The organism is Klebsiella sp. Q11 (genome assembly GCF_964241505.1).
Lineage (GTDB): Bacteria > Pseudomonadota > Gammaproteobacteria > Enterobacterales > Enterobacteriaceae > Klebsiella > Klebsiella michiganensis.
On the sequence record NZ_CAXSXW010000026.1, the window covers coordinates 1 to 17215 of the forward strand.

The 17215-nt window shown below is 50.0% G+C and carries 35 protein-coding genes and 1 pseudogene; 34 read left to right on the top strand and 2 right to left on the bottom strand.

The genetic code is table 11. The features are described from left to right. From tuf to bfr, 3 genes and pseudogenes are all read left to right on the top strand, one after another. Positions 1 to 123: pseudogene (tuf, locus tag ACESQ2_RS27500) on the top strand (elongation factor Tu); the annotation flags it as partial. A 173-nt stretch (positions 124 to 296) separates the two neighbouring features. After that, positions 297 to 491, top strand: coding sequence for a bacterioferritin-associated ferredoxin (gene bfd, locus ACESQ2_RS27505; RefSeq protein ID WP_004125913.1), 195 nt, complete (start codon positions 297 to 299; stop codon positions 489 to 491). Positions 492 to 565: 74 nt separating this feature from the next. Next, entirely contained in the window at positions 566 to 1042 is a 477-nt protein-coding gene (gene bfr / locus ACESQ2_RS27510) for a bacterioferritin (RefSeq protein ID WP_004125910.1), read from the top strand. On the opposite strand, the gene ACESQ2_RS27515 is transcribed toward bfr, so the two are convergent. Further along, complete coding sequence (locus ACESQ2_RS27515; RefSeq protein ID WP_032693888.1) at positions 1026 to 1499, bottom strand: A24 family peptidase; 474 nt, start codon at positions 1497 to 1499, stop codon at positions 1026 to 1028. The two genes, bfr and ACESQ2_RS27515, sit on opposite strands and share 17 nt — an antisense overlap. Positions 1500 to 1879: 380 nt before the next feature. On the opposite strand from ACESQ2_RS27515, the gene rpsJ reads away from it, so the two are divergent. The 31 genes from rpsJ to ACESQ2_RS27670 all read left to right on the top strand — a co-directional run bounded on the left by rpsJ (position 1880) and on the right by ACESQ2_RS27670 (position 16758). Next, complete coding sequence (gene rpsJ, locus ACESQ2_RS27520) at positions 1880 to 2191, top strand: 30S ribosomal protein S10 (RefSeq protein ID WP_001181005.1); 312 nt, start codon at positions 1880 to 1882, stop codon at positions 2189 to 2191. A gap of 32 nt (positions 2192 to 2223) precedes the next feature. Next, a complete protein-coding gene (gene rplC, locus ACESQ2_RS27525; RefSeq protein ID WP_004106354.1) occupies positions 2224 to 2853 on the top strand; it encodes a 50S ribosomal protein L3 in 630 nt (209 codons plus the stop codon). A 10-nt stretch (positions 2854 to 2863) separates the two neighbouring features. Next, positions 2864 to 3469, top strand: coding sequence for a 50S ribosomal protein L4 (gene rplD / locus ACESQ2_RS27530; protein WP_003031119.1), 606 nt, complete (start codon positions 2864 to 2866; stop codon positions 3467 to 3469). After that, positions 3466 to 3768 (top strand): 50S ribosomal protein L23, encoded by a 303-nt coding sequence (gene rplW / locus ACESQ2_RS27535; RefSeq protein WP_000617546.1) that lies wholly within the window; start codon positions 3466 to 3468, stop codon positions 3766 to 3768. Before rplD ends, rplW begins: the two co-directional genes overlap by 4 nt. 17 nt (positions 3769 to 3785) lie before the next feature. Beyond that, entirely contained in the window at positions 3786 to 4607 is an 822-nt protein-coding gene (gene rplB / locus ACESQ2_RS27540) for a 50S ribosomal protein L2 (RefSeq protein WP_000301869.1), read from the top strand. A 16-nt stretch (positions 4608 to 4623) separates the two neighbouring features. Beyond that, entirely contained in the window at positions 4624 to 4902 is a 279-nt protein-coding gene (gene rpsS, locus ACESQ2_RS27545; RefSeq protein WP_001138115.1) for a 30S ribosomal protein S19, read from the top strand. 14 nt (positions 4903 to 4916) lie between these two features. Continuing rightward, positions 4917 to 5249: a 50S ribosomal protein L22 gene (gene rplV / locus ACESQ2_RS27550; RefSeq protein ID WP_002919773.1), complete on the top strand. Its 333-nt coding sequence runs from the start codon at positions 4917 to 4919 to the stop codon at positions 5247 to 5249. Positions 5250 to 5266: 17 nt separating this feature from the next. Continuing rightward, positions 5267 to 5965 carry a 30S ribosomal protein S3 gene (rpsC, locus tag ACESQ2_RS27555; protein WP_004106350.1) on the top strand — a complete coding sequence of 233 codons (699 nt, stop codon included), beginning with the start codon at positions 5267 to 5269 and terminating at the stop codon, positions 5963 to 5965. A gap of 12 nt (positions 5966 to 5977) precedes the next feature. Continuing rightward, complete coding sequence (gene rplP, locus ACESQ2_RS27560; RefSeq protein WP_002919759.1) at positions 5978 to 6388, top strand: 50S ribosomal protein L16; 411 nt, start codon at positions 5978 to 5980, stop codon at positions 6386 to 6388. After that, positions 6388 to 6579, top strand: coding sequence for a 50S ribosomal protein L29 (gene rpmC, locus ACESQ2_RS27565; protein WP_002919754.1), 192 nt, complete (start codon positions 6388 to 6390; stop codon positions 6577 to 6579). Before rplP ends, rpmC begins: the two co-directional genes overlap by 1 nt. Then, positions 6579 to 6833: a 30S ribosomal protein S17 gene (rpsQ, locus tag ACESQ2_RS27570; protein WP_004106347.1), complete on the top strand. Its 255-nt coding sequence runs from the start codon at positions 6579 to 6581 to the stop codon at positions 6831 to 6833. The genes rpmC and rpsQ overlap by 1 nt, the downstream gene beginning before the upstream one ends. A 165-nt stretch (positions 6834 to 6998) precedes the next feature. Then, complete coding sequence (rplN, locus tag ACESQ2_RS27575) at positions 6999 to 7370, top strand: 50S ribosomal protein L14 (protein WP_000613954.1); 372 nt, start codon at positions 6999 to 7001, stop codon at positions 7368 to 7370. Between the two features lie 10 nt (positions 7371 to 7380). Further along, positions 7381 to 7695: a 50S ribosomal protein L24 gene (gene rplX / locus ACESQ2_RS27580; protein ID WP_004106345.1), complete on the top strand. Its 315-nt coding sequence runs from the start codon at positions 7381 to 7383 to the stop codon at positions 7693 to 7695. A 14-nt stretch (positions 7696 to 7709) separates the two neighbouring features. Continuing rightward, a complete protein-coding gene (gene rplE / locus ACESQ2_RS27585; RefSeq protein WP_001096202.1) occupies positions 7710 to 8249 on the top strand; it encodes a 50S ribosomal protein L5 in 540 nt (179 codons plus the stop codon). A 14-nt stretch (positions 8250 to 8263) separates the two neighbouring features. Then, positions 8264 to 8569, top strand: a complete 306-nt coding sequence (gene rpsN / locus ACESQ2_RS27590) for a 30S ribosomal protein S14 (protein ID WP_002919667.1) — start codon at positions 8264 to 8266, stop codon at positions 8567 to 8569. A gap of 33 nt (positions 8570 to 8602) precedes the next feature. Then, positions 8603 to 8995 carry a 30S ribosomal protein S8 gene (rpsH, locus tag ACESQ2_RS27595; RefSeq protein ID WP_004106343.1) on the top strand — a complete coding sequence of 131 codons (393 nt, stop codon included), beginning with the start codon at positions 8603 to 8605 and terminating at the stop codon, positions 8993 to 8995. 12 nt (positions 8996 to 9007) lie between these two features. Further along, positions 9008 to 9541, top strand: a complete 534-nt coding sequence (rplF, locus tag ACESQ2_RS27600) for a 50S ribosomal protein L6 (RefSeq protein WP_004106341.1) — start codon at positions 9008 to 9010, stop codon at positions 9539 to 9541. A 9-nt stretch (positions 9542 to 9550) separates the two neighbouring features. Next, complete coding sequence (rplR, locus tag ACESQ2_RS27605; protein ID WP_000358960.1) at positions 9551 to 9904, top strand: 50S ribosomal protein L18; 354 nt, start codon at positions 9551 to 9553, stop codon at positions 9902 to 9904. Between the two features lie 14 nt (positions 9905 to 9918). Then, positions 9919 to 10422 (top strand): 30S ribosomal protein S5, encoded by a 504-nt coding sequence (gene rpsE, locus ACESQ2_RS27610; RefSeq protein ID WP_004106339.1) that lies wholly within the window; start codon positions 9919 to 9921, stop codon positions 10420 to 10422. A gap of 3 nt (positions 10423 to 10425) precedes the next feature. Then, positions 10426 to 10605 carry a 50S ribosomal protein L30 gene (rpmD, locus tag ACESQ2_RS27615; RefSeq protein ID WP_001140434.1) on the top strand — a complete coding sequence of 60 codons (180 nt, stop codon included), beginning with the start codon at positions 10426 to 10428 and terminating at the stop codon, positions 10603 to 10605. Between the two features lie 3 nt (positions 10606 to 10608). Further along, positions 10609 to 11043 carry a 50S ribosomal protein L15 gene (rplO, locus tag ACESQ2_RS27620; protein ID WP_004106336.1) on the top strand — a complete coding sequence of 145 codons (435 nt, stop codon included), beginning with the start codon at positions 10609 to 10611 and terminating at the stop codon, positions 11041 to 11043. A 7-nt stretch (positions 11044 to 11050) separates the two neighbouring features. Beyond that, on the top strand, positions 11051 to 12382 hold the full coding sequence (gene secY / locus ACESQ2_RS27625; RefSeq protein ID WP_004106334.1) for a preprotein translocase subunit SecY: 1332 nt from the start codon (positions 11051 to 11053) through the stop codon (positions 12380 to 12382). A gap of 31 nt (positions 12383 to 12413) precedes the next feature. Beyond that, positions 12414 to 12530 carry a 50S ribosomal protein L36 gene (gene rpmJ, locus ACESQ2_RS27630; RefSeq protein ID WP_000868187.1) on the top strand — a complete coding sequence of 39 codons (117 nt, stop codon included), beginning with the start codon at positions 12414 to 12416 and terminating at the stop codon, positions 12528 to 12530. 146 nt (positions 12531 to 12676) lie between these two features. Beyond that, a complete protein-coding gene (gene rpsM, locus ACESQ2_RS27635) occupies positions 12677 to 13033 on the top strand; it encodes a 30S ribosomal protein S13 (RefSeq protein ID WP_004106333.1) in 357 nt (118 codons plus the stop codon). A gap of 16 nt (positions 13034 to 13049) precedes the next feature. Continuing rightward, a complete protein-coding gene (gene rpsK, locus ACESQ2_RS27640; RefSeq protein WP_004138423.1) occupies positions 13050 to 13439 on the top strand; it encodes a 30S ribosomal protein S11 in 390 nt (129 codons plus the stop codon). Between the two features lie 33 nt (positions 13440 to 13472). Further along, positions 13473 to 14093: a 30S ribosomal protein S4 gene (rpsD, locus tag ACESQ2_RS27645; RefSeq protein WP_004125897.1), complete on the top strand. Its 621-nt coding sequence runs from the start codon at positions 13473 to 13475 to the stop codon at positions 14091 to 14093. A gap of 25 nt (positions 14094 to 14118) precedes the next feature. Beyond that, a complete protein-coding gene (rpoA, locus tag ACESQ2_RS27650) occupies positions 14119 to 15108 on the top strand; it encodes a DNA-directed RNA polymerase subunit alpha (protein ID WP_002919219.1) in 990 nt (329 codons plus the stop codon). A gap of 40 nt (positions 15109 to 15148) precedes the next feature. Further along, positions 15149 to 15535 carry a 50S ribosomal protein L17 gene (gene rplQ, locus ACESQ2_RS27655; RefSeq protein ID WP_001216372.1) on the top strand — a complete coding sequence of 129 codons (387 nt, stop codon included), beginning with the start codon at positions 15149 to 15151 and terminating at the stop codon, positions 15533 to 15535. 107 nt (positions 15536 to 15642) lie between these two features. Beyond that, positions 15643 to 16011 (top strand): DUF1992 domain-containing protein, encoded by a 369-nt coding sequence (locus ACESQ2_RS27660; RefSeq protein ID WP_042934199.1) that lies wholly within the window; start codon positions 15643 to 15645, stop codon positions 16009 to 16011. A gap of 2 nt (positions 16012 to 16013) precedes the next feature. Then, positions 16014 to 16439, top strand: coding sequence for a Zn(2+)-responsive transcriptional regulator (gene zntR / locus ACESQ2_RS27665; protein WP_014227035.1), 426 nt, complete (start codon positions 16014 to 16016; stop codon positions 16437 to 16439). Between the two features lie 58 nt (positions 16440 to 16497). Next, positions 16498 to 16758 carry an alternative ribosome-rescue factor A gene (locus ACESQ2_RS27670; RefSeq protein ID WP_072057189.1) on the top strand — a complete coding sequence of 87 codons (261 nt, stop codon included), beginning with the start codon at positions 16498 to 16500 and terminating at the stop codon, positions 16756 to 16758. Here ACESQ2_RS27670 and mscL read toward each other — a convergent pair. Beyond that, positions 16712 to 17125, bottom strand: coding sequence for a large-conductance mechanosensitive channel protein MscL (gene mscL / locus ACESQ2_RS27675; protein WP_004106310.1), 414 nt, complete (start codon positions 17123 to 17125; stop codon positions 16712 to 16714). The two genes, ACESQ2_RS27670 and mscL, sit on opposite strands and share 47 nt — an antisense overlap. Positions 17126 to 17215: the final 90 nt, after the last annotated feature.

The following is a 17215-nucleotide window of genomic DNA, read 5'->3' on the forward strand; positions in this document are numbered from 1 at the left end:
GACAACATCAAAATGGTTGTTACCCTGATCCACCCGATCGCGATGGACGACGGTCTGCGTTTCGCAATCCGTGAAGGCGGCCGTACCGTTGGCGCGGGCGTGGTTGCTAAAGTTCTGGGCTAATATTTAGTTCTGAATTAAAAAGGGCGCTGAGGCGCCCTTTTTGCTGTCTGCTATTTGCGTGAAGCAGCACAGTGACTGACAGCAAAGAGATCAAACGCCTATTTAATAAACAGGCTATTGTAATCATAACTATTCTCATTTACACTTTGTCTGTAAGTTGAACGGGAGTATATATGTACGTTTGTCTGTGTAATGGTGTGAACGATAAAAAAATTCGTCAGGCTGTGCGCCAATTCAATCCTCAGTCTTTTCAGCAGCTGAGAAAATTTATTCCCGTTGGAAATCAATGTGGTAAGTGCGTTCGTGCAGCACGAGAAATTATGGAAGATGAATTAACCCGCATGCCGGAATATCAAGAGATCGCCTGAAGCCTCTCAGCTTTACTTTGACATCCCTATAGCCCGAACTACGCTTCAATAAGTGGAAGCGGAGGGACTATATAATGAAAGGTGATGTCAAAATCATAAGTTATCTCAATAAATTATTGGGAAATGAGCTAGTCGCAATTAATCAATACTTTCTCCATGCGAGAATGTTCAAGAACTGGGGCCTGATGCGCCTCAATGATGTCGAGTACCACGAATCTATCGATGAAATGAAGCATGCCGATAAGTATATCGAGCGCATTTTATTTCTCGAAGGGATCCCGAACCTGCAGGATCTGGGCAAACTCCGCATCGGAGAGGATGTGGAGGAGATGCTGCAATCCGACCTGAGGCTGGAACTGGAAGGGGCAAAGGATCTACGAGAAGCCATTGCCTATGCTGACAGCGTCCACGACTACGTCAGTCGTGATATGTTAATCACCATCCTCGCCGACGAAGAAGGCCATATCGACTGGCTGGAAACCGAGCTGGATTTGATAGGTAAAATTGGTCTGCAGAATTATCTTCAGTCGCAGATTAAAGTGGCTGACTAAAAAAAGTCTGCCAACCACATAGCAAACCCGCTGTGGCCAGGAAAGGGCCGAAAGGCAGCGGGTTGCGTAATGCCTGCCTGTGTTTGCCGCACAGAATCAGAACCGTTACGGCAGCGCAGGCGAGAATCGTTGCTATAAGTACGAGCTGCGGTAAAATTCTCCATCCCTGCCATGCCCCTAGTGCGGCGAGAAATTTGACATCGCCGTAGCCGATGCCTTCACGCCCGCGTATTCCCCTGTAGAGCCAATAGATCAACGCAAAGGCCAGATAGCCTGCTATCGCTCCCCAGACTGCATGCTGCAGATTGGCTGGTGACATACACAGATAATAAAGCAACCCGCCCCACAGCAGAGGGCAGGTAAATTTATCGGGTAGCAAGCCATAGCGCAGATCGTGCCAACAAAGCGTGAGTAATAACCCGCCATAAATAATAAAGAATGCCAAAGTCGCTATCATCGATGGTTTCCATGTGGTGGCCCTGGGTACTGAGTGTGATGCAGGAGCCGAGCCTCTGGCAAAAGGCAATAAACAGGAATGGATGTCCCGCTCCAGAGTATTTGCCGGCCTTTCATGGCATTGCGACGGGCCTGGAAGTGAGCTCGCAGAAACAAGTGATGATTTTGTACGCAGCCCTTGCGTTGTCGCTGAATTTGCGTATAATGCGCGGGCCTGTCAAAGTTGACGGCCGGTTCGATATGAACCCTGGTAGCAGCAACACGCTACCAAACAATGTTCCCAATTGGGGAACTATGTAAGAACGGTTACACTCTCCCATCAATCGTAATGGGTATGAGGAGTAACCATTTCGTCTATAAAATAATTGGAGCTCTGGTCTCATGCAGAACCAAAGAATCCGTATCCGCCTTAAAGCGTTTGATCATCGTCTGATCGATCAATCAACCGCGGAAATCGTCGAGACTGCTAAGCGCACTGGTGCGCAAGTCCGTGGTCCGATCCCGCTGCCGACCCGCAAAGAGCGCTTTACCGTTCTGATCTCTCCGCACGTTAACAAAGACGCGCGCGATCAGTACGAAATCCGCACTCATAAGCGTCTGGTTGACATCGTTGAGCCAACTGAAAAAACCGTTGATGCTCTGATGCGTCTGGATCTGGCTGCCGGTGTAGACGTGCAGATCAGCCTGGGTTAATCAGGTCATCGAGCGATTGAGAGGTTGAAACAATGATTGGTTTAGTCGGTAAAAAAGTGGGCATGACCCGCATCTTCACTGAAGATGGCGTATCTATCCCAGTAACCGTAATCGAAGTTGAAGCAAACCGCGTTACTCAGGTTAAAGATCTGGCTAACGATGGCTACCGTGCCGTTCAGGTGACCACTGGTGCTAAAAAAGCTAACCGTGTAACCAAACCGGAAGCGGGTCACTTCGCTAAAGCTGGCGTAGAAGCTGGCCGTGGTCTGTGGGAATTCCGTCTGGCTGACGGCGAAGAGTTCACCGTAGGTCAGGACATTAGCGTTGAGCTGTTTGCTGACGTTAAAAAAGTTGACGTAACCGGTACCTCTAAAGGTAAAGGTTTTGCTGGTACCGTTAAGCGCTGGAACTTCCGTACCCAGGACGCTACTCACGGTAACTCCTTGTCTCACCGCGTTCCGGGTTCTATCGGTCAGAACCAGACTCCGGGCAAAGTGTTCAAAGGCAAGAAAATGGCAGGTCAGCTGGGTAACGAACGTGTCACCGTTCAGAGCCTGGACGTAGTACGTGTTGACGCTGAGCGCAACCTGCTGCTGGTTAAAGGCGCGGTCCCGGGTGCAACCGGTAGCGACCTGATCGTTAAACCAGCTGTGAAGGCGTAAGGGGATAGCAATGGAATTAGTATTGAAAGACGCGCAGAGCGCGCTGACTGTTTCCGAAACTACCTTCGGTCGTGATTTCAACGAAGCGCTGGTTCACCAGGTTGTAGTTGCTTATGCAGCTGGTGCTCGTCAGGGTACTCGTGCTCAGAAGACTCGTGCTGAAGTAACTGGTTCAGGCAAAAAGCCGTGGCGCCAGAAAGGTACCGGCCGTGCGCGTTCAGGTTCTATCAAGAGCCCGATCTGGCGTTCAGGTGGCGTGACCTTCGCTGCGCGTCCGCAGGACCACAGTCAAAAAGTTAACAAAAAGATGTACCGCGGCGCGCTGAAAAGCATTCTGTCCGAACTGGTACGTCAGGATCGTCTGATCGTTGTCGAATCTTTCTCTGTAGAAGCGCCTAAAACTAAGCTGCTGGCACAGAAACTGAAAGACATGGCTCTGGAAGATGTGCTGATCATCACCGGTGAGCTGGACGAGAACCTGTTCCTTGCTGCGCGCAACCTGCACAAGGTTGACGTACGTGATGCAACTGGTATCGACCCGGTTAGCCTGATCGCCTTCGACAAAGTCGTAATGACTGCTGATGCTGTTAAGCAAGTTGAGGAGATGCTGGCATGATTCGTGAAGAACGTCTGCTGAAGGTGCTGCGCGCACCGCACGTTTCTGAAAAAGCGTCTACTGCGATGGAAAAAACTAACACCATCGTTCTCAAAGTTGCTAAAGACGCGACCAAAGCAGAGATCAAAGCTGCTGTGCAGAAACTGTTTGAAGTCGAAGTCGAAGTCGTTAACACCCTGGTTGTTAAAGGGAAAGTTAAACGTCACGGACAGCGTATCGGTCGTCGTAGCGACTGGAAAAAAGCTTACGTCACCCTGAAGGAAGGCCAGAATCTGGACTTCGTCGGCGGCGCTGAGTAAGTCGGAGGAGTAATACAATGGCAGTTGTTAAATGTAAACCGACATCTCCGGGTCGTCGCCACGTTGTTAAAGTGGTCAACCCAGAGCTGCACAAGGGCAAACCTTTTGCTCCGCTGGTTGAAAAAAACAGCAAATCCGGTGGTCGTAACAACAATGGCCGTATCACCACCCGTCATATCGGTGGTGGTCACAAACAGGCCTACCGTATTGTTGACTTCAAACGCAACAAAGATGGTATCCCGGCAGTTGTTGAACGTCTTGAGTACGATCCGAACCGCTCCGCGAACATCGCGCTGGTTCTGTACAAAGACGGTGAGCGCCGTTACATTCTGGCCCCTAAAGGCCTGAAAGCTGGCGACCAGATTCAATCTGGCGTTGATGCTGCAATCAAAGCAGGCAACACCCTGCCGATGCGCAATATCCCGGTTGGTTCTACCGTTCATAACGTAGAAATGAAACCAGGTAAAGGCGGTCAGCTGGCTCGTTCCGCTGGTACTTACGTTCAGATCGTTGCTCGCGATGGTGCTTATGTCACCCTGCGTCTGCGTTCTGGTGAAATGCGTAAAGTCGAAGCAGACTGCCGCGCTACTCTGGGCGAAGTTGGCAATGCTGAGCATATGCTGCGCGTTCTGGGTAAAGCAGGTGCTGCACGCTGGCGTGGTGTTCGTCCTACCGTTCGCGGTACTGCGATGAACCCAGTCGACCACCCACATGGTGGTGGTGAAGGTCGTAACTTTGGTAAGCACCCGGTAACTCCGTGGGGCGTTCAGACCAAAGGTAAGAAGACCCGCAGCAACAAGCGTACTGATAAATTCATCGTACGTCGCCGTAGCAAATAATTTTAGAGGATAAGCCATGCCACGTTCTCTCAAGAAAGGTCCTTTTATTGACCTGCACTTGCTGAAGAAGGTAGAGAAAGCGGTGGAAAGCGGAGACAAGAAGCCCCTGCGCACTTGGTCCCGTCGTTCAACGATCTTTCCTAACATGATCGGTTTGACCATCGCTGTCCATAATGGTCGTCAGCACGTTCCAGTTTTTGTTTCCGACGAAATGGTTGGTCACAAACTGGGTGAATTCGCACCGACTCGTACTTATCGCGGCCACGCTGCTGATAAAAAAGCGAAGAAGAAATAAGGTAGGAGGAAGAGATGGAAACTTTAGCTCAACATCGCCATGCTCGTTCTTCTGCTCAGAAGGTTCGCCTTGTTGCTGACCTGATTCGCGGTAAGAAAGTGTCGCAGGCCCTGGATATTCTGACCTACACCAATAAGAAAGCTGCTGTACTGGTCAAGAAGGTACTGGAATCTGCCATTGCTAACGCTGAACACAACGATGGCGCTGACATTGATGATCTGAAAGTTGCGAAAATTTTCGTAGACGAAGGCCCGAGCATGAAGCGCATTATGCCGCGTGCTAAAGGTCGTGCAGATCGCATCCTGAAGCGCACCAGCCACATTACTGTGGTTGTGTCCGATCGCTGAGACTCTGGAGACTAGCAATGGGTCAGAAAGTACATCCTAATGGTATTCGCCTGGGTATTGTAAAACCATGGAACTCAACCTGGTTTGCGAACACCAAAGAATTCGCTGACAACCTGGACAGCGATTTTAAAGTACGTCAGTACCTGACTAAGGAACTGGCGAAAGCGTCTGTATCTCGCATCGTTATCGAGCGTCCGGCTAAAAGCATCCGTGTGACCATTCACACTGCTCGCCCGGGTATCGTTATCGGTAAGAAAGGCGAAGACGTAGAAAAACTGCGCAAGGTCGTCGCGGATCTCGCTGGCGTGCCTGCACAGATCAATATTGCCGAAGTTCGTAAGCCTGAACTGGACGCTAAATTGGTTGCTGACAGCATCACTTCTCAGCTGGAACGTCGCGTTATGTTCCGTCGTGCTATGAAGCGTGCTGTACAGAACGCAATGCGTCTGGGCGCTAAAGGTATCAAAGTTGAAGTTAGCGGCCGTCTGGGCGGCGCGGAAATCGCACGTACCGAATGGTACCGTGAAGGTCGCGTACCGCTGCACACTCTGCGTGCTGACATCGACTACAACACCTCTGAAGCGCACACCACTTACGGTGTAATCGGCGTTAAGGTATGGATCTTCAAAGGTGAGATCCTGGGTGGTATGGCTGCTGTTGAACAACCGGAACCGGCTGCTCAACCTAAAAAGCAGCAGCGTAAAGGCCGTAAATAAGGAGCGTCGCTGATGTTACAACCAAAGCGTACAAAATTCCGTAAAGTGCACAAAGGCCGCAACCGTGGTCTGGCGCAGGGTACGGATGTTAGCTTCGGCACTTTCGGTCTGAAAGCTGTTGGCCGTGGTCGTCTGACTGCACGTCAGATCGAAGCAGCACGTCGTGCTATGACCCGTGCAGTTAAGCGTCAAGGTAAGATCTGGATCCGTGTATTCCCGGACAAACCGATCACCGAGAAGCCGCTGGAAGTTCGTATGGGTAAAGGTAAAGGTAACGTGGAGTACTGGGTTGCCTTGATTCAGCCGGGTAAAGTCCTTTATGAAATGGACGGCGTACCGGAAGAGCTGGCCCGTGAAGCATTCGGCCTGGCAGCAGCGAAACTGCCGATCAAAACCACCTTTGTAACTAAGACGGTGATGTAATGAAAGCAAAAGAGCTGCGTGAAAAAAGCGTTGAAGAGCTGAACGCTGAGCTGCTGAACCTGCTGCGTGAGCAGTTCAACCTGCGTATGCAGGCTGCAAGTGGCCAGCTGCAACAGACTCATCTGCTGAAGCAAGTGCGTCGTGATGTTGCACGCGTTAAGACTTTACTGACTCAGAAGGCGGGTGCGTAATGACCGATAAAATCCGTACTCTGCAAGGTCGCGTGGTTAGCGACAAAATGGAGAAATCCATTGTTGTTGCTATCGAACGTATGGTGAAACACCCGGTATACGGCAAATTCATCAAGCGTACGACCAAACTGCACGTACATGACGAGAACAACGAATGCGGTATCGGCGACGTGGTTGAAATCCGCGAATGCCGTCCGCTGTCCAAGACTAAGTCCTGGACGCTGGTTCGCGTTGTAGAGAAAGCGGTTCTGTAATAGAGTACGCATTCTCGATACGGATAAACGGCTCAGCGATGAGCCGTTTATTTTTTCTACCCATATCTGATTTGCGGTGTTATAATGCCGCGCCCTCGATATGGGGCTTTTTTAACGACCCTATTTTTGGGTCTCAGTAGTAGTTGACATTAGCGGAGCACTAAAATGATCCAAGAACAGACTATGCTGAACGTCGCCGACAACTCCGGTGCACGTCGCGTAATGTGTATCAAGGTTCTGGGTGGCTCGCACCGTCGCTACGCAGGCGTAGGCGACATCATCAAGATCACCATCAAAGAAGCAATTCCGCGTGGTAAGGTCAAAAAAGGTGATGTGCTGAAGGCGGTAGTGGTGCGCACCAAGAAGGGTGTTCGTCGCCCGGACGGTTCTGTCATTCGCTTCGATGGTAATGCATGCGTTATTTTAAACAATAACAGCGAGCAGCCCATCGGTACGCGTATTTTTGGGCCGGTAACTCGTGAACTTCGTAACGAGAAGTTCATGAAAATTATCTCTCTGGCCCCAGAAGTACTCTAAGGAGCGAATCATGGCAGCGAAAATCCGTCGTGATGACGAAGTTATCGTGTTAACCGGTAAAGATAAAGGTAAACGCGGTAAAGTTAAGAATGTCTTGTCTTCCGGCAAGCTCATTGTTGAAGGTATCAACCTGGTTAAGAAACACCAGAAGCCGGTTCCGGCTCTGAACCAACCAGGCGGCATCGTTGAAAAAGAAGCTGCTATTCAGGTTTCTAACGTTGCAATCTTCAATGCGGCAACCGGCAAGGCTGACCGTGTAGGCTTTAGATTCGAAGACGGCAAAAAAGTCCGTTTCTTCAAATCTAACAGCGAAACTATCAAGTAATTTGGAGTAGTACGATGGCGAAACTGCATGATTACTACAAAGACGAAGTAGTTAAAAAACTCATGACTGAGTTTAACTACAATTCTGTCATGCAAGTCCCTCGGGTCGAGAAGATCACCCTGAACATGGGTGTTGGTGAAGCGATCGCTGACAAGAAACTGCTGGATAACGCAGCAGCCGATCTGACAGCAATCTCCGGTCAAAAACCGCTGATCACCAAAGCACGCAAATCAGTTGCAGGCTTCAAAATCCGTCAGGGCTATCCGATCGGCTGTAAAGTAACTCTGCGTGGCGAACGCATGTGGGAGTTCTTTGAGCGCCTGATCACTATTGCTGTACCGCGTATCCGTGACTTCCGTGGCTTGTCCGCTAAGTCTTTCGACGGTCGTGGCAACTACAGCATGGGTGTCCGTGAGCAGATCATCTTCCCAGAAATCGACTACGATAAAGTCGACCGCGTTCGTGGTTTGGATATTACCATTACCACTACTGCGAAATCTGATGAAGAAGGCCGCGCTCTGCTGGCTGCCTTTGACTTCCCGTTCCGCAAGTAAGGTAGGGTTACTTAATGGCTAAGCAATCAATGAAAGCACGCGAAGTAAAGCGCGTGGCTTTAGCTGATAAATTCTTCGCTAAACGCGCTGAACTGAAAGCTATCATCTCTGATGTGAACGCAACCGACGAAGATCGTTGGAATGCTGTTCTCAAGCTGCAGACTCTGCCGCGTGATTCCAGCCCGTCTCGTCAGCGTAATCGCTGCCGTCAAACAGGTCGTCCGCATGGTTTCCTGCGGAAGTTCGGGTTGAGCCGTATCAAGGTCCGTGAAGCCGCAATGCGCGGTGAAATCCCGGGTCTGAAAAAGGCTAGCTGGTAATTGTCACCAATTGAATCACGGGAGTAAAGACAGATGAGCATGCAAGATCCGATCGCGGATATGCTGACCCGTATCCGTAACGGTCAGGCCGCGAATAAAGCTGCGGTCACCATGCCTTCCTCCAAGCTGAAAGTGGCAATTGCCAACGTGCTGAAGGAAGAAGGCTTTATTGAAGATTTTAAAGTTGAAGGCGACATCAAGCCGGAACTGGAACTGACTCTTAAGTATTTCCAGGGTAAAGCTGTTGTAGAAAGCATTCAGCGTGTCAGCCGCCCAGGTCTGCGCATCTACAAACGTAAAGATGAGCTGCCGAAAGTTATGGCGGGTCTGGGTATCGCGGTTATTTCTACCTCTAAAGGTGTTATGACCGATCGTGCAGCGCGCCAGGCTGGTCTTGGTGGCGAAATTATCTGCTACGTAGCCTAATCGGAGGAAAAAATGTCTCGTGTTGCTAAAGCACCGGTCGTTGTTCCTGCCGGCGTTGATGTAAAAATCAACGGTCAGGTTATTACGATCAAAGGTAAAAACGGCGAGCTGACTCGTACCCTCAACAATGCTGTTGAAGTTAAACATGCAGATAATGCTCTGACCTTCGGTCCGCGTGATGGTTTCGTGGATGGATGGGCTCAGGCTGGTACCGCGCGTGCCCTGCTGAACTCAATGGTTGTTGGTGTTACCGAAGGCTTCACTAAAAAGCTTCAGCTGGTTGGTGTAGGCTATCGTGCAGCGGTCAAAGGGGATGTAGTAAACCTGGCTTTAGGTTTCTCTCATCCTGTTGAGCATAAACTGCCGGCCGGTATCACTGCAGAATGTCCGACTCAAACTGAAATCGTGCTGAAAGGCGCTGATAAGCAGGTGATCGGCCAGGTTGCAGCAGATCTGCGCGCCTACCGTCGTCCTGAGCCTTATAAAGGTAAGGGTGTTCGTTACGCCGACGAAGTCGTGCGTACCAAAGAGGCTAAGAAGAAGTAAGGTAACACTATGGATAAGAAATCTGCTCGTATCCGTCGTGCGACCCGCGCACGCCGCAAGCTCCAGGAGCTGGGTGCAACTCGCCTGGTGGTACATCGTACCCCGCGTCATATTTACGCACAGGTAATTGCACCGAACGGTTCTGAAGTTCTGGTAGCTGCTTCTACTGTAGAAAAAGCTATCGCTGAACAACTGAAGTACACCGGTAACAAAGACGCGGCAGCAGCTGTGGGTAAAGCTGTTGCTGAACGCGCTCTGGAAAAAGGCATCAAAGATGTTTCCTTTGACCGTTCCGGGTTCCAATATCATGGTCGTGTCCAGGCACTGGCAGATGCTGCCCGTGAAGCTGGCCTTCAGTTCTAAGGTAGAGGTGTAAGATGGCTCACATCGAAAAACAAGCTGGCGAACTGCAGGAAAAGCTGATCGCGGTTAACCGCGTATCTAAAACCGTTAAAGGTGGTCGTATTTTCTCCTTCACAGCTCTGACTGTAGTTGGTGACGGTAACGGTCGCGTTGGTTTTGGTTACGGTAAAGCGCGTGAAGTTCCAGCAGCGATCCAGAAAGCGATGGAAAAAGCCCGTCGCAATATGATTAACGTCGCGCTGAACCACGGCACCCTGCAGCACCCGGTTAAAGGTGTTCACACGGGTTCTCGTGTATTCATGCAGCCAGCTTCCGAAGGTACCGGTATCATCGCCGGTGGTGCAATGCGCGCCGTTCTGGAAGTTGCTGGAGTTCATAACGTTCTGGCCAAAGCATATGGTTCCACCAACCCGATCAACGTGGTTCGTGCAACTATTGATGGCCTGGAAAATATGAATTCTCCAGAAATGGTCGCTGCCAAGCGTGGTAAATCCGTTGAAGAAATTCTGGGGAAATAAACCATGGCAAAGACTATTAAAATTACTCAAACCCGCAGTGCAATCGGTCGTCTGCCGAAACACAAGGCAACGCTGCTTGGCCTGGGTCTGCGTCGTATTGGTCACACCGTAGAGCGCGAGGATACTCCTGCTGTTCGTGGTATGGTCAACGCGGTTTCCTTCATGGTTAAAGTTGAGGAGTAAGAGATGCGTTTAAATACTCTGTCTCCGGCCGAAGGCTCCAAAAAGGCGGGTAAACGCCTGGGTCGTGGTATCGGTTCTGGCCTCGGTAAAACCGGTGGTCGTGGTCACAAAGGTCAGAACTCTCGTTCTGGTGGTGGCGTACGTCGCGGTTTCGAAGGTGGTCAGATGCCTCTGTACCGTCGTCTGCCGAAATTCGGCTTCACTTCTCGTAAAGCGATGATCACTGCAGAAGTTCGTCTGTCTGATCTGGCTCACGTAGAAGGCGATGTTATCGACCTGAACACGCTGAAAGCGGCTAACATTATCGGTATCCAGATCGAGTTCGCGAAAGTGATCCTGTCTGGTGAAGTATCTCGTCCGGTAACTGTTCGTGGCCTGCGCGTGACTAAAGGTGCTCGTGCTGCTATCGAAGCTGCTGGCGGTAAAATTGAGGAATAAGTAGCAGATGGCTAAGCAACCGGGATTAGATTTTCAAAGTGCCAAAGGTGGGATTGGCGAACTGAAGCGCAGACTGTTGTTTGTAATCGGTGCGTTGATTGTGTTCCGTATTGGCTCTTTTATTCCGATCCCTGGTATTGATGCCGCTGTACTTGCCAAACTGCTTGAGCAACAGCGAGGCACCATCATTGAAATGTTCAACATGTTCTCTGGTGGTGCTCTCAGCCGTGCTTCTATCTTTGCGTTGGGTATCATGCCGTATATTTCGGCATCGATCATTGTCCAACTGCTGACGGTTGTTTATCAGCCGTTAGCGGAGCTGAAGAAAGAAGGGGAGTCTGGTCGTCGTAAGATCAGCCAGTACACCCGCTACGGTACTCTGGTGCTGGCGATATTCCAGTCGATCGGTATTGCTACCGGTCTGCCGAATATGCCTGGTATGCAGGGCCTGGTGATTAATCCAGGCTTTGCATTCTATTTCACCGCTGTTGTTAGTCTGGTCTCAGGAACGATGTTCCTGATGTGGCTCGGCGAACAGATTACTGAGCGCGGTATCGGAAACGGTATCTCAATCATTATCTTCGCCGGTATCGTTGCGGGTCTCCCGCCGGCCATCGCCCATACTATCGAGCAAGCGCGTCAAGGCGACCTGCACTTCCTCCTGTTGCTGTTGGTTGCAGTATTAGTATTTGCAGTGACCTTCTTTGTTGTCTTTGTAGAGCGTGGTCAACGCCGCATTGTGGTAAACTACGCTAAACGTCAACAGGGTCGTCGTGTCTATGCTGCACAGAGCACACATTTACCGCTGAAAGTGAATATGGCAGGGGTTATCCCGGCAATCTTCGCTTCCAGTATTATTCTGTTCCCGGCTACCATTACATCATGGTTCGGGGGCGGTACTGGTTGGAACTGGCTGACAACAATTTCGCTGTATTTGCAGCCTGGGCAACCGCTTTATGTGTTACTCTATGCGTCTGCAATCATCTTCTTCTGTTTCTTCTACACGGCGTTGGTTTTCAACCCGCGTGAAACAGCAGATAACCTGAAGAAGTCCGGTGCATTTGTACCAGGAATTCGTCCGGGAGAGCAAACGGCGAAGTATATCGATAAAGTAATGACTCGCCTGACTTTGGTCGGTGCGTTATACATCACTTTTATCTGCCTGATCCCGGAGTTCATGCGTGATGCAATGAAAGTACCGTTCTACTTCGGTGGGACCTCACTGCTTATCGTTGTTGTCGTGATTATGGACTTTATGGCTCAAGTGCAAACTCTGATGATGTCGAGTCAGTACGAGTCTGCATTGAAGAAGGCGAACCTGAAAGGCTACGGCCGCTAACAGGTCGCTCGAGAAGTTACGGAGAGTAAAAATGAAAGTTCGTGCTTCCGTCAAGAAATTATGCCGTAACTGCAAAATCGTTAAGCGTGATGGCGTCATCCGCGTGATTTGCAGTGCCGAGCCGAAGCATAAACAGCGCCAAGGCTGATTTATTCGCATATTTTTCTTGCAAAGTTGGGTTGAGCTGGCTAGATTAGCCAGCCAATCTTTTGTATGTCTGTACGTTTCCATTTGAGTATCCTGAAAACGGGCTTTTCAGCATGGTGCGTACATATTAAATAGTAGGAGTGCATAGTGGCCCGTATAGCAGGCATTAACATTCCTGATCACAAACATACCGTAATCGCATTAACTGCTATTTTCGGTATCGGCAAGACCCGCTCTAAAGCCATCTGTGCTGACACGGGTATCGCTGAAAATGTTAAGATCAGTGAGCTGTCTGAAGAACAAATTGAATCCCTGCGTGAAGCGGTTGGTAAATTTGTCGTTGAAGGTGATCTGCGCCGTGAAATCACCCTGAGCATCAAGCGTCTGATGGACCTTGGTTGCTATCGTGGTTTACGCCATCGTCGTGGTCTTCCGGTTCGCGGTCAGCGTACTAAGACCAACGCACGTACCCGTAAGGGTCCGCGTAAACCGATCAAGAAATAGTCGGGGTGATTGAATAATGGCAAAGGCACCAGTTCGTGCACGTAAGCGTGTAAGAAAACAAGTCTCTGATGGCGTGGCTCATGTCCATGCTTCTTTTAACAACACCATCGTTACCATTACCGATCGTCAGGGTAACGCGCTGGGTTGGGCAACAGCCGGTGGTTCCGGTTTCCGTGGTTCTCGCAAATCCACTCCGTTTGCAGCTCAGGTTGCAGCAGAGCGTTGCGCTGAAGCCGTAAAAGAATACGGCATCAAGAATCTGGAAGTTATGGTCAAAGGTCCGGGTCCAGGTCGCGAATCTACTATTCGTGCACTGAACGCCGCTGGTTTCCGCATCACTAATATTACTGATGTGACTCCGATCCCTCATAACGGTTGTCGTCCGCCGAAAAAACGTCGCGTATAACGCGTTCGTTTCTAGGATTGTTGGAGAAAGAAAATGGCAAGATATTTGGGTCCTAAGCTCAAGCTGAGCCGTCGTGAGGGCACAGACCTGTTCCTTAAGTCTGGCGTTCGCGCGATCGATACCAAGTGTAAAATTGAACAAGCTCCTGGCCAGCACGGTGCGCGTAAACCGCGTCTGTCTGACTATGGTGTGCAGTTGCGTGAAAAGCAAAAAGTTCGCCGTATGTACGGTGTGCTGGAGCGTCAGTTCCGTAACTACTATAAAGAAGCAGCGCGTCTGAAAGGCAACACCGGTGAAAACCTGTTGACTCTGCTGGAAGGTCGTCTGGACAACGTTGTATACCGTATGGGCTTCGGCGCGACTCGTGCTGAATCACGTCAGCTGGTTAGCCACAAAGCTATCATGGTAAACGGTCGTGTTGTTAACATCGCTTCTTATCAGGTTAAAGCGAATGACGTTGTCAGCATTCGTGAGAAAGCGAAAAAGCAATCTCGCGTGAAAGCCGCTCTGGAGCTGGCTGAGCAGCGTGAAAAGCCAACCTGGCTGGAAGTTGATGCTGGCAAGATGGAAGGTACGTTCAAGCGTCAGCCGGAACGTTCTGATCTGTCTGCGGACATTAACGAACACCTGATCGTCGAGCTTTACTCCAAGTAAAGCTTAGTACCAAAGAGAGGACACAATGCAGGGTTCTGTGACAGAGTTTCTAAAACCGCGCCTGGTCGATATCGAGCAAGTGAGTTCGACGCACGCCAAGGTGACCCTTGAACCTTTAGAGCGTGGCTTTGGCCATACTCTTGGTAACGCACTGCGCCGTATTCTGCTCTCATCGATGCCGGGTTGCGCGGTGACCGAGGTTGAGATTGATGGTGTACTTCATGAGTACAGCACCAAAGAAGGCGTTCAGGAAGATATCCTTGAAATCCTGCTCAACCTGAAAGGGCTGGCGGTGAGAGTTCAGGGTAAAGATGAAGTTATCCTTACTTTGAACAAATCTGGCATTGGCCCTGTGACCGCAGCCGACATTACCCATGACGGTGATGTCGAAATCGTCAAGCCGCAACATGTGATCTGCCACCTGACCGATGAGAACGCAGCTATTAGCATGCGTATCAAAGTTCAGCGCGGTCGCGGTTATGTGCCGGCTTCTGCCCGAATTCATTCGGAAGAAGATGAGCGCCCAATCGGCCGTCTGCTGGTCGACGCATGCTACAGCCCTGTAGAGCGTATTGCCTACAATGTTGAAGCAGCGCGTGTAGAACAGCGTACCGACCTGGACAAGCTGGTCATCGAAATGGAAACCAACGGCACAATCGATCCTGAAGAGGCGATTCGTCGTGCGGCAACCATCCTGGCAGAACAACTGGAAGCTTTCGTTGATTTACGTGATGTACGTCAGCCGGAAGTGAAAGAAGAGAAACCAGAATTCGATCCGATCCTGCTGCGCCCTGTTGACGATCTCGAATTGACTGTCCGCTCTGCTAACTGCCTTAAGGCAGAAGCTATCCACTATATCGGTGATCTGGTACAGCGTACCGAGGTTGAGTTGCTGAAAACGCCGAACCTGGGTAAAAAATCTCTTACTGAGATTAAAGACGTGCTGGCTTCACGTGGTTTGTCTCTGGGCATGCGCCTGGAAAACTGGCCACCGGCAAGCATTGCTGACGAGTAACCGGATCACAGGTTAAGGTTTTACTGAGAAGGATAAGGTCATGCGCCATCGTAAGAGTGGTCGTCAACTGAACCGCAACAGCAGCCATCGCCAGGCTATGTTCCGTAACATGGCTGGTTCGCTGGTTCGTCATGAAATCATCAAGACGACCCTGCCGAAAGCGAAAGAACTGCGTCGCGTAGTTGAGCCGCTGATTACTCTTGCCAAGACTGATAGCGTTGCTAATCGTCGTCTGGCATTCGCCCGTACTCGTGATAACGAGATCGTGGCAAAACTGTTTAACGAGCTGGGCCCGCGTTTCGCGAGCCGCGCCGGTGGTTACACTCGTATTCTGAAGTGTGGCTTCCGTGCTGGCGACAACGCGCCGATGGCATACATCGAGCTGGTTGATCGCTCTGAATCGAAAGCAGAAGCTGCTGCAGAGTAATCTGTAGTAACGTAAAAAAACCCGCTCCGGCGGGTTTTTTTATATCCTCCCTATTCCTGCTTGTTTACAATATCTGCATTATTTTTGTTCATCCCCGGAGCCTTATGATGTGGTTACTGGATCAGTGGGCAGAACGCCATATTCTTGATGCACAGCACAAAGGTGAGTTTGATAACCTGCCGGGAAGTGGGGAGCCACTGACTCTGGATGATGACTCGCATGTGCCGCCTGAGCTACGCGCAGGCTATCGATTACTCAAGAATGCGGGTTGTTTACCTCCCGAACTTGAACATCGTAAAGAAGCCGTGATGCTCAATGACTTACTTAAAGGCGTTCAGGAGAGCGATCCCCGCTATGCTGAGCTGAGTCGTCGTCTGGCGCTGCTCGAGTTAAAGCTGCGGCAGGCGGGCTTGAACACTGACTTTCTGCGTGGGGATTACGCGGATAAGTTGCTGCAAAAGATTAATGAGGAGTAATCATGTACCGCATAGGTGAACTGGCTAAATTGGCTGACGTTACTCCCGATACCATCCGCTATTATGAAAAACAGCAGATGATGGATCATAACGTGCGCACTGAAGGTGGATTTCGTCTCTATTCGGATAACGATCTACAGAGGCTGCGTTTTATTCGCTATGCCAGGCAGCTTGGTTTTACTCTGGAATCGATCCGCGAACTTCTCTCGATCCGCATCGATCCGGAACATCATACCTGTCAGGAATCTAAAGGCATTGTGCAGGCTCGTTTAAGTGAAGTGGAATCCCGGATTAAAGAGTTACAAGCCATGCGTCGTTCTTTGCAGCGCCTCAATGATGCTTGCTGCGGAACAGCGCACAGCAGCGTCTATTGCTCAATTCTTGAAGCACTGGAGCAGGGCGCCAGCAGTCATAATCCAGCACGTTGATTTTTTCATCAGACGCGTCTACACTCACGCCGATTTCTATTACATATCTGGAGAGCTTATGAGCCGCTATCAGCATACTAAAGGGCAAATAAAAGATAACGCCCTTGAGGCACTACTTCATGACCCGTTATTCAGGCAGCGAATTGAGAAGAACAAGAAAGGGAAAGGTAGCTACCAAAGAAAAGAAAAACATGCGGGACAGAATGGTCGGGAGGCCAGTGGCAAGAAAGTAAATGACTTTTTTACCACTGGCCTTCTGCTTTTAAGGCTTCTTAAGAACGATTGTTTTGTTCTTTCAGCAGGTCACGAATTTCGCTAAGCAGGACTTCTTCTTTGGTTGGCGCCGGTGGTGCTGCCGGGGCCTCTTCCTTTTTCCTGTTCAGTTTATTCATCAGTTTGATTGCCATAAAAATAGCAAACGCCACGATAATAAAATCGAACACGTTCTGAATGAATACGCCGTAATGCATGACGACCGCCGGGATGTCGCCCTGGGCATCCCGTAGCGTCACGGCAAACTGTTTAAAGTCGATTCCGCCAATGAGTAAGCCTAGCGGCGGCATAATAATATCGGCAACTAAAGACGATACGATTTTACCAAATGCTGCGCCAATGATGACACCGACTGCCAAATCAACCACATTCCCGCGCATCGCAAATTCGCGAAATTCTTTTAAAAAACTCATTTTATTCTCCTTGAGCCAGCTGACACTGATAAGTTTAACAAATGTATTACTATTTTCCATTACCACGAAATAATTGCAGAAAAATATTAT

Bases quoted from the DNA above. Each gene is read 5' to 3' on its own strand.
- rpmC (WP_002919754.1), top strand. From the start codon at position 6,388: ATGAAAGCAAAAGAGCTGCGTGAAAAAAGCGTTGAAGAGCTGAACGCT.
- rplX (WP_004106345.1), top strand. From the start codon at position 7,381: ATGGCAGCGAAAATCCGTCGTGATGACGAAGTTATCGTGTTAACCGGT.
- rplW (WP_000617546.1), top strand. From the start codon at position 3,466: ATGATTCGTGAAGAACGTCTGCTGAAGGTGCTGCGCGCACCGCACGTT.
- rplC (WP_004106354.1), top strand. From the start codon at position 2,224: ATGATTGGTTTAGTCGGTAAAAAAGTGGGCATGACCCGCATCTTCACT.
- rplP (WP_002919759.1), top strand. From the start codon at position 5,978: ATGTTACAACCAAAGCGTACAAAATTCCGTAAAGTGCACAAAGGCCGC.
- rpsQ (WP_004106347.1), top strand. From the start codon at position 6,579: ATGACCGATAAAATCCGTACTCTGCAAGGTCGCGTGGTTAGCGACAAA.
- rpsN (WP_002919667.1), top strand. From the start codon at position 8,264: ATGGCTAAGCAATCAATGAAAGCACGCGAAGTAAAGCGCGTGGCTTTA.
- rplR (WP_000358960.1), top strand. From the start codon at position 9,551: ATGGATAAGAAATCTGCTCGTATCCGTCGTGCGACCCGCGCACGCCGC.
- ACESQ2_RS27660 (WP_042934199.1), top strand. From the start codon at position 15,643: ATGTGGTTACTGGATCAGTGGGCAGAACGCCATATTCTTGATGCACAG.
- ACESQ2_RS27670 (WP_072057189.1), top strand. From the start codon at position 16,498: ATGAGCCGCTATCAGCATACTAAAGGGCAAATAAAAGATAACGCCCTT.
- rpoA (WP_002919219.1), top strand. From the start codon at position 14,119: ATGCAGGGTTCTGTGACAGAGTTTCTAAAACCGCGCCTGGTCGATATC.
- rpsS (WP_001138115.1), top strand. From the start codon at position 4,624: ATGCCACGTTCTCTCAAGAAAGGTCCTTTTATTGACCTGCACTTGCTG.
- rpsK (WP_004138423.1), top strand. From the start codon at position 13,050: ATGGCAAAGGCACCAGTTCGTGCACGTAAGCGTGTAAGAAAACAAGTC.
- rplB (WP_000301869.1), top strand. From the start codon at position 3,786: ATGGCAGTTGTTAAATGTAAACCGACATCTCCGGGTCGTCGCCACGTT.
- rpmJ (WP_000868187.1), top strand. From the start codon at position 12,414: ATGAAAGTTCGTGCTTCCGTCAAGAAATTATGCCGTAACTGCAAAATC.
- rplO (WP_004106336.1), top strand. From the start codon at position 10,609: ATGCGTTTAAATACTCTGTCTCCGGCCGAAGGCTCCAAAAAGGCGGGT.
- bfd (WP_004125913.1), top strand. From the start codon at position 297: ATGTACGTTTGTCTGTGTAATGGTGTGAACGATAAAAAAATTCGTCAG.
- rplF (WP_004106341.1), top strand. From the start codon at position 9,008: ATGTCTCGTGTTGCTAAAGCACCGGTCGTTGTTCCTGCCGGCGTTGAT.
- rplN (WP_000613954.1), top strand. From the start codon at position 6,999: ATGATCCAAGAACAGACTATGCTGAACGTCGCCGACAACTCCGGTGCA.
- rplE (WP_001096202.1), top strand. From the start codon at position 7,710: ATGGCGAAACTGCATGATTACTACAAAGACGAAGTAGTTAAAAAACTC.
- rplV (WP_002919773.1), top strand. From the start codon at position 4,917: ATGGAAACTTTAGCTCAACATCGCCATGCTCGTTCTTCTGCTCAGAAG.
- rpsJ (WP_001181005.1), top strand. From the start codon at position 1,880: ATGCAGAACCAAAGAATCCGTATCCGCCTTAAAGCGTTTGATCATCGT.
- mscL (WP_004106310.1), bottom strand. From the start codon at position 17,125: ATGAGTTTTTTAAAAGAATTTCGCGAATTTGCGATGCGCGGGAATGTG.
- bfr (WP_004125910.1), top strand. From the start codon at position 566: ATGAAAGGTGATGTCAAAATCATAAGTTATCTCAATAAATTATTGGGA.
- ACESQ2_RS27515 (WP_032693888.1), bottom strand. From the start codon at position 1,499: ATGATAGCGACTTTGGCATTCTTTATTATTTATGGCGGGTTATTACTC.
- rplD (WP_003031119.1), top strand. From the start codon at position 2,864: ATGGAATTAGTATTGAAAGACGCGCAGAGCGCGCTGACTGTTTCCGAA.
- rpsE (WP_004106339.1), top strand. From the start codon at position 9,919: ATGGCTCACATCGAAAAACAAGCTGGCGAACTGCAGGAAAAGCTGATC.
- rpmD (WP_001140434.1), top strand. From the start codon at position 10,426: ATGGCAAAGACTATTAAAATTACTCAAACCCGCAGTGCAATCGGTCGT.
- rplQ (WP_001216372.1), top strand. From the start codon at position 15,149: ATGCGCCATCGTAAGAGTGGTCGTCAACTGAACCGCAACAGCAGCCAT.
- rpsC (WP_004106350.1), top strand. From the start codon at position 5,267: ATGGGTCAGAAAGTACATCCTAATGGTATTCGCCTGGGTATTGTAAAA.
- rpsD (WP_004125897.1), top strand. From the start codon at position 13,473: ATGGCAAGATATTTGGGTCCTAAGCTCAAGCTGAGCCGTCGTGAGGGC.
- secY (WP_004106334.1), top strand. From the start codon at position 11,051: ATGGCTAAGCAACCGGGATTAGATTTTCAAAGTGCCAAAGGTGGGATT.
- zntR (WP_014227035.1), top strand. From the start codon at position 16,014: ATGTACCGCATAGGTGAACTGGCTAAATTGGCTGACGTTACTCCCGAT.
- rpsH (WP_004106343.1), top strand. From the start codon at position 8,603: ATGAGCATGCAAGATCCGATCGCGGATATGCTGACCCGTATCCGTAAC.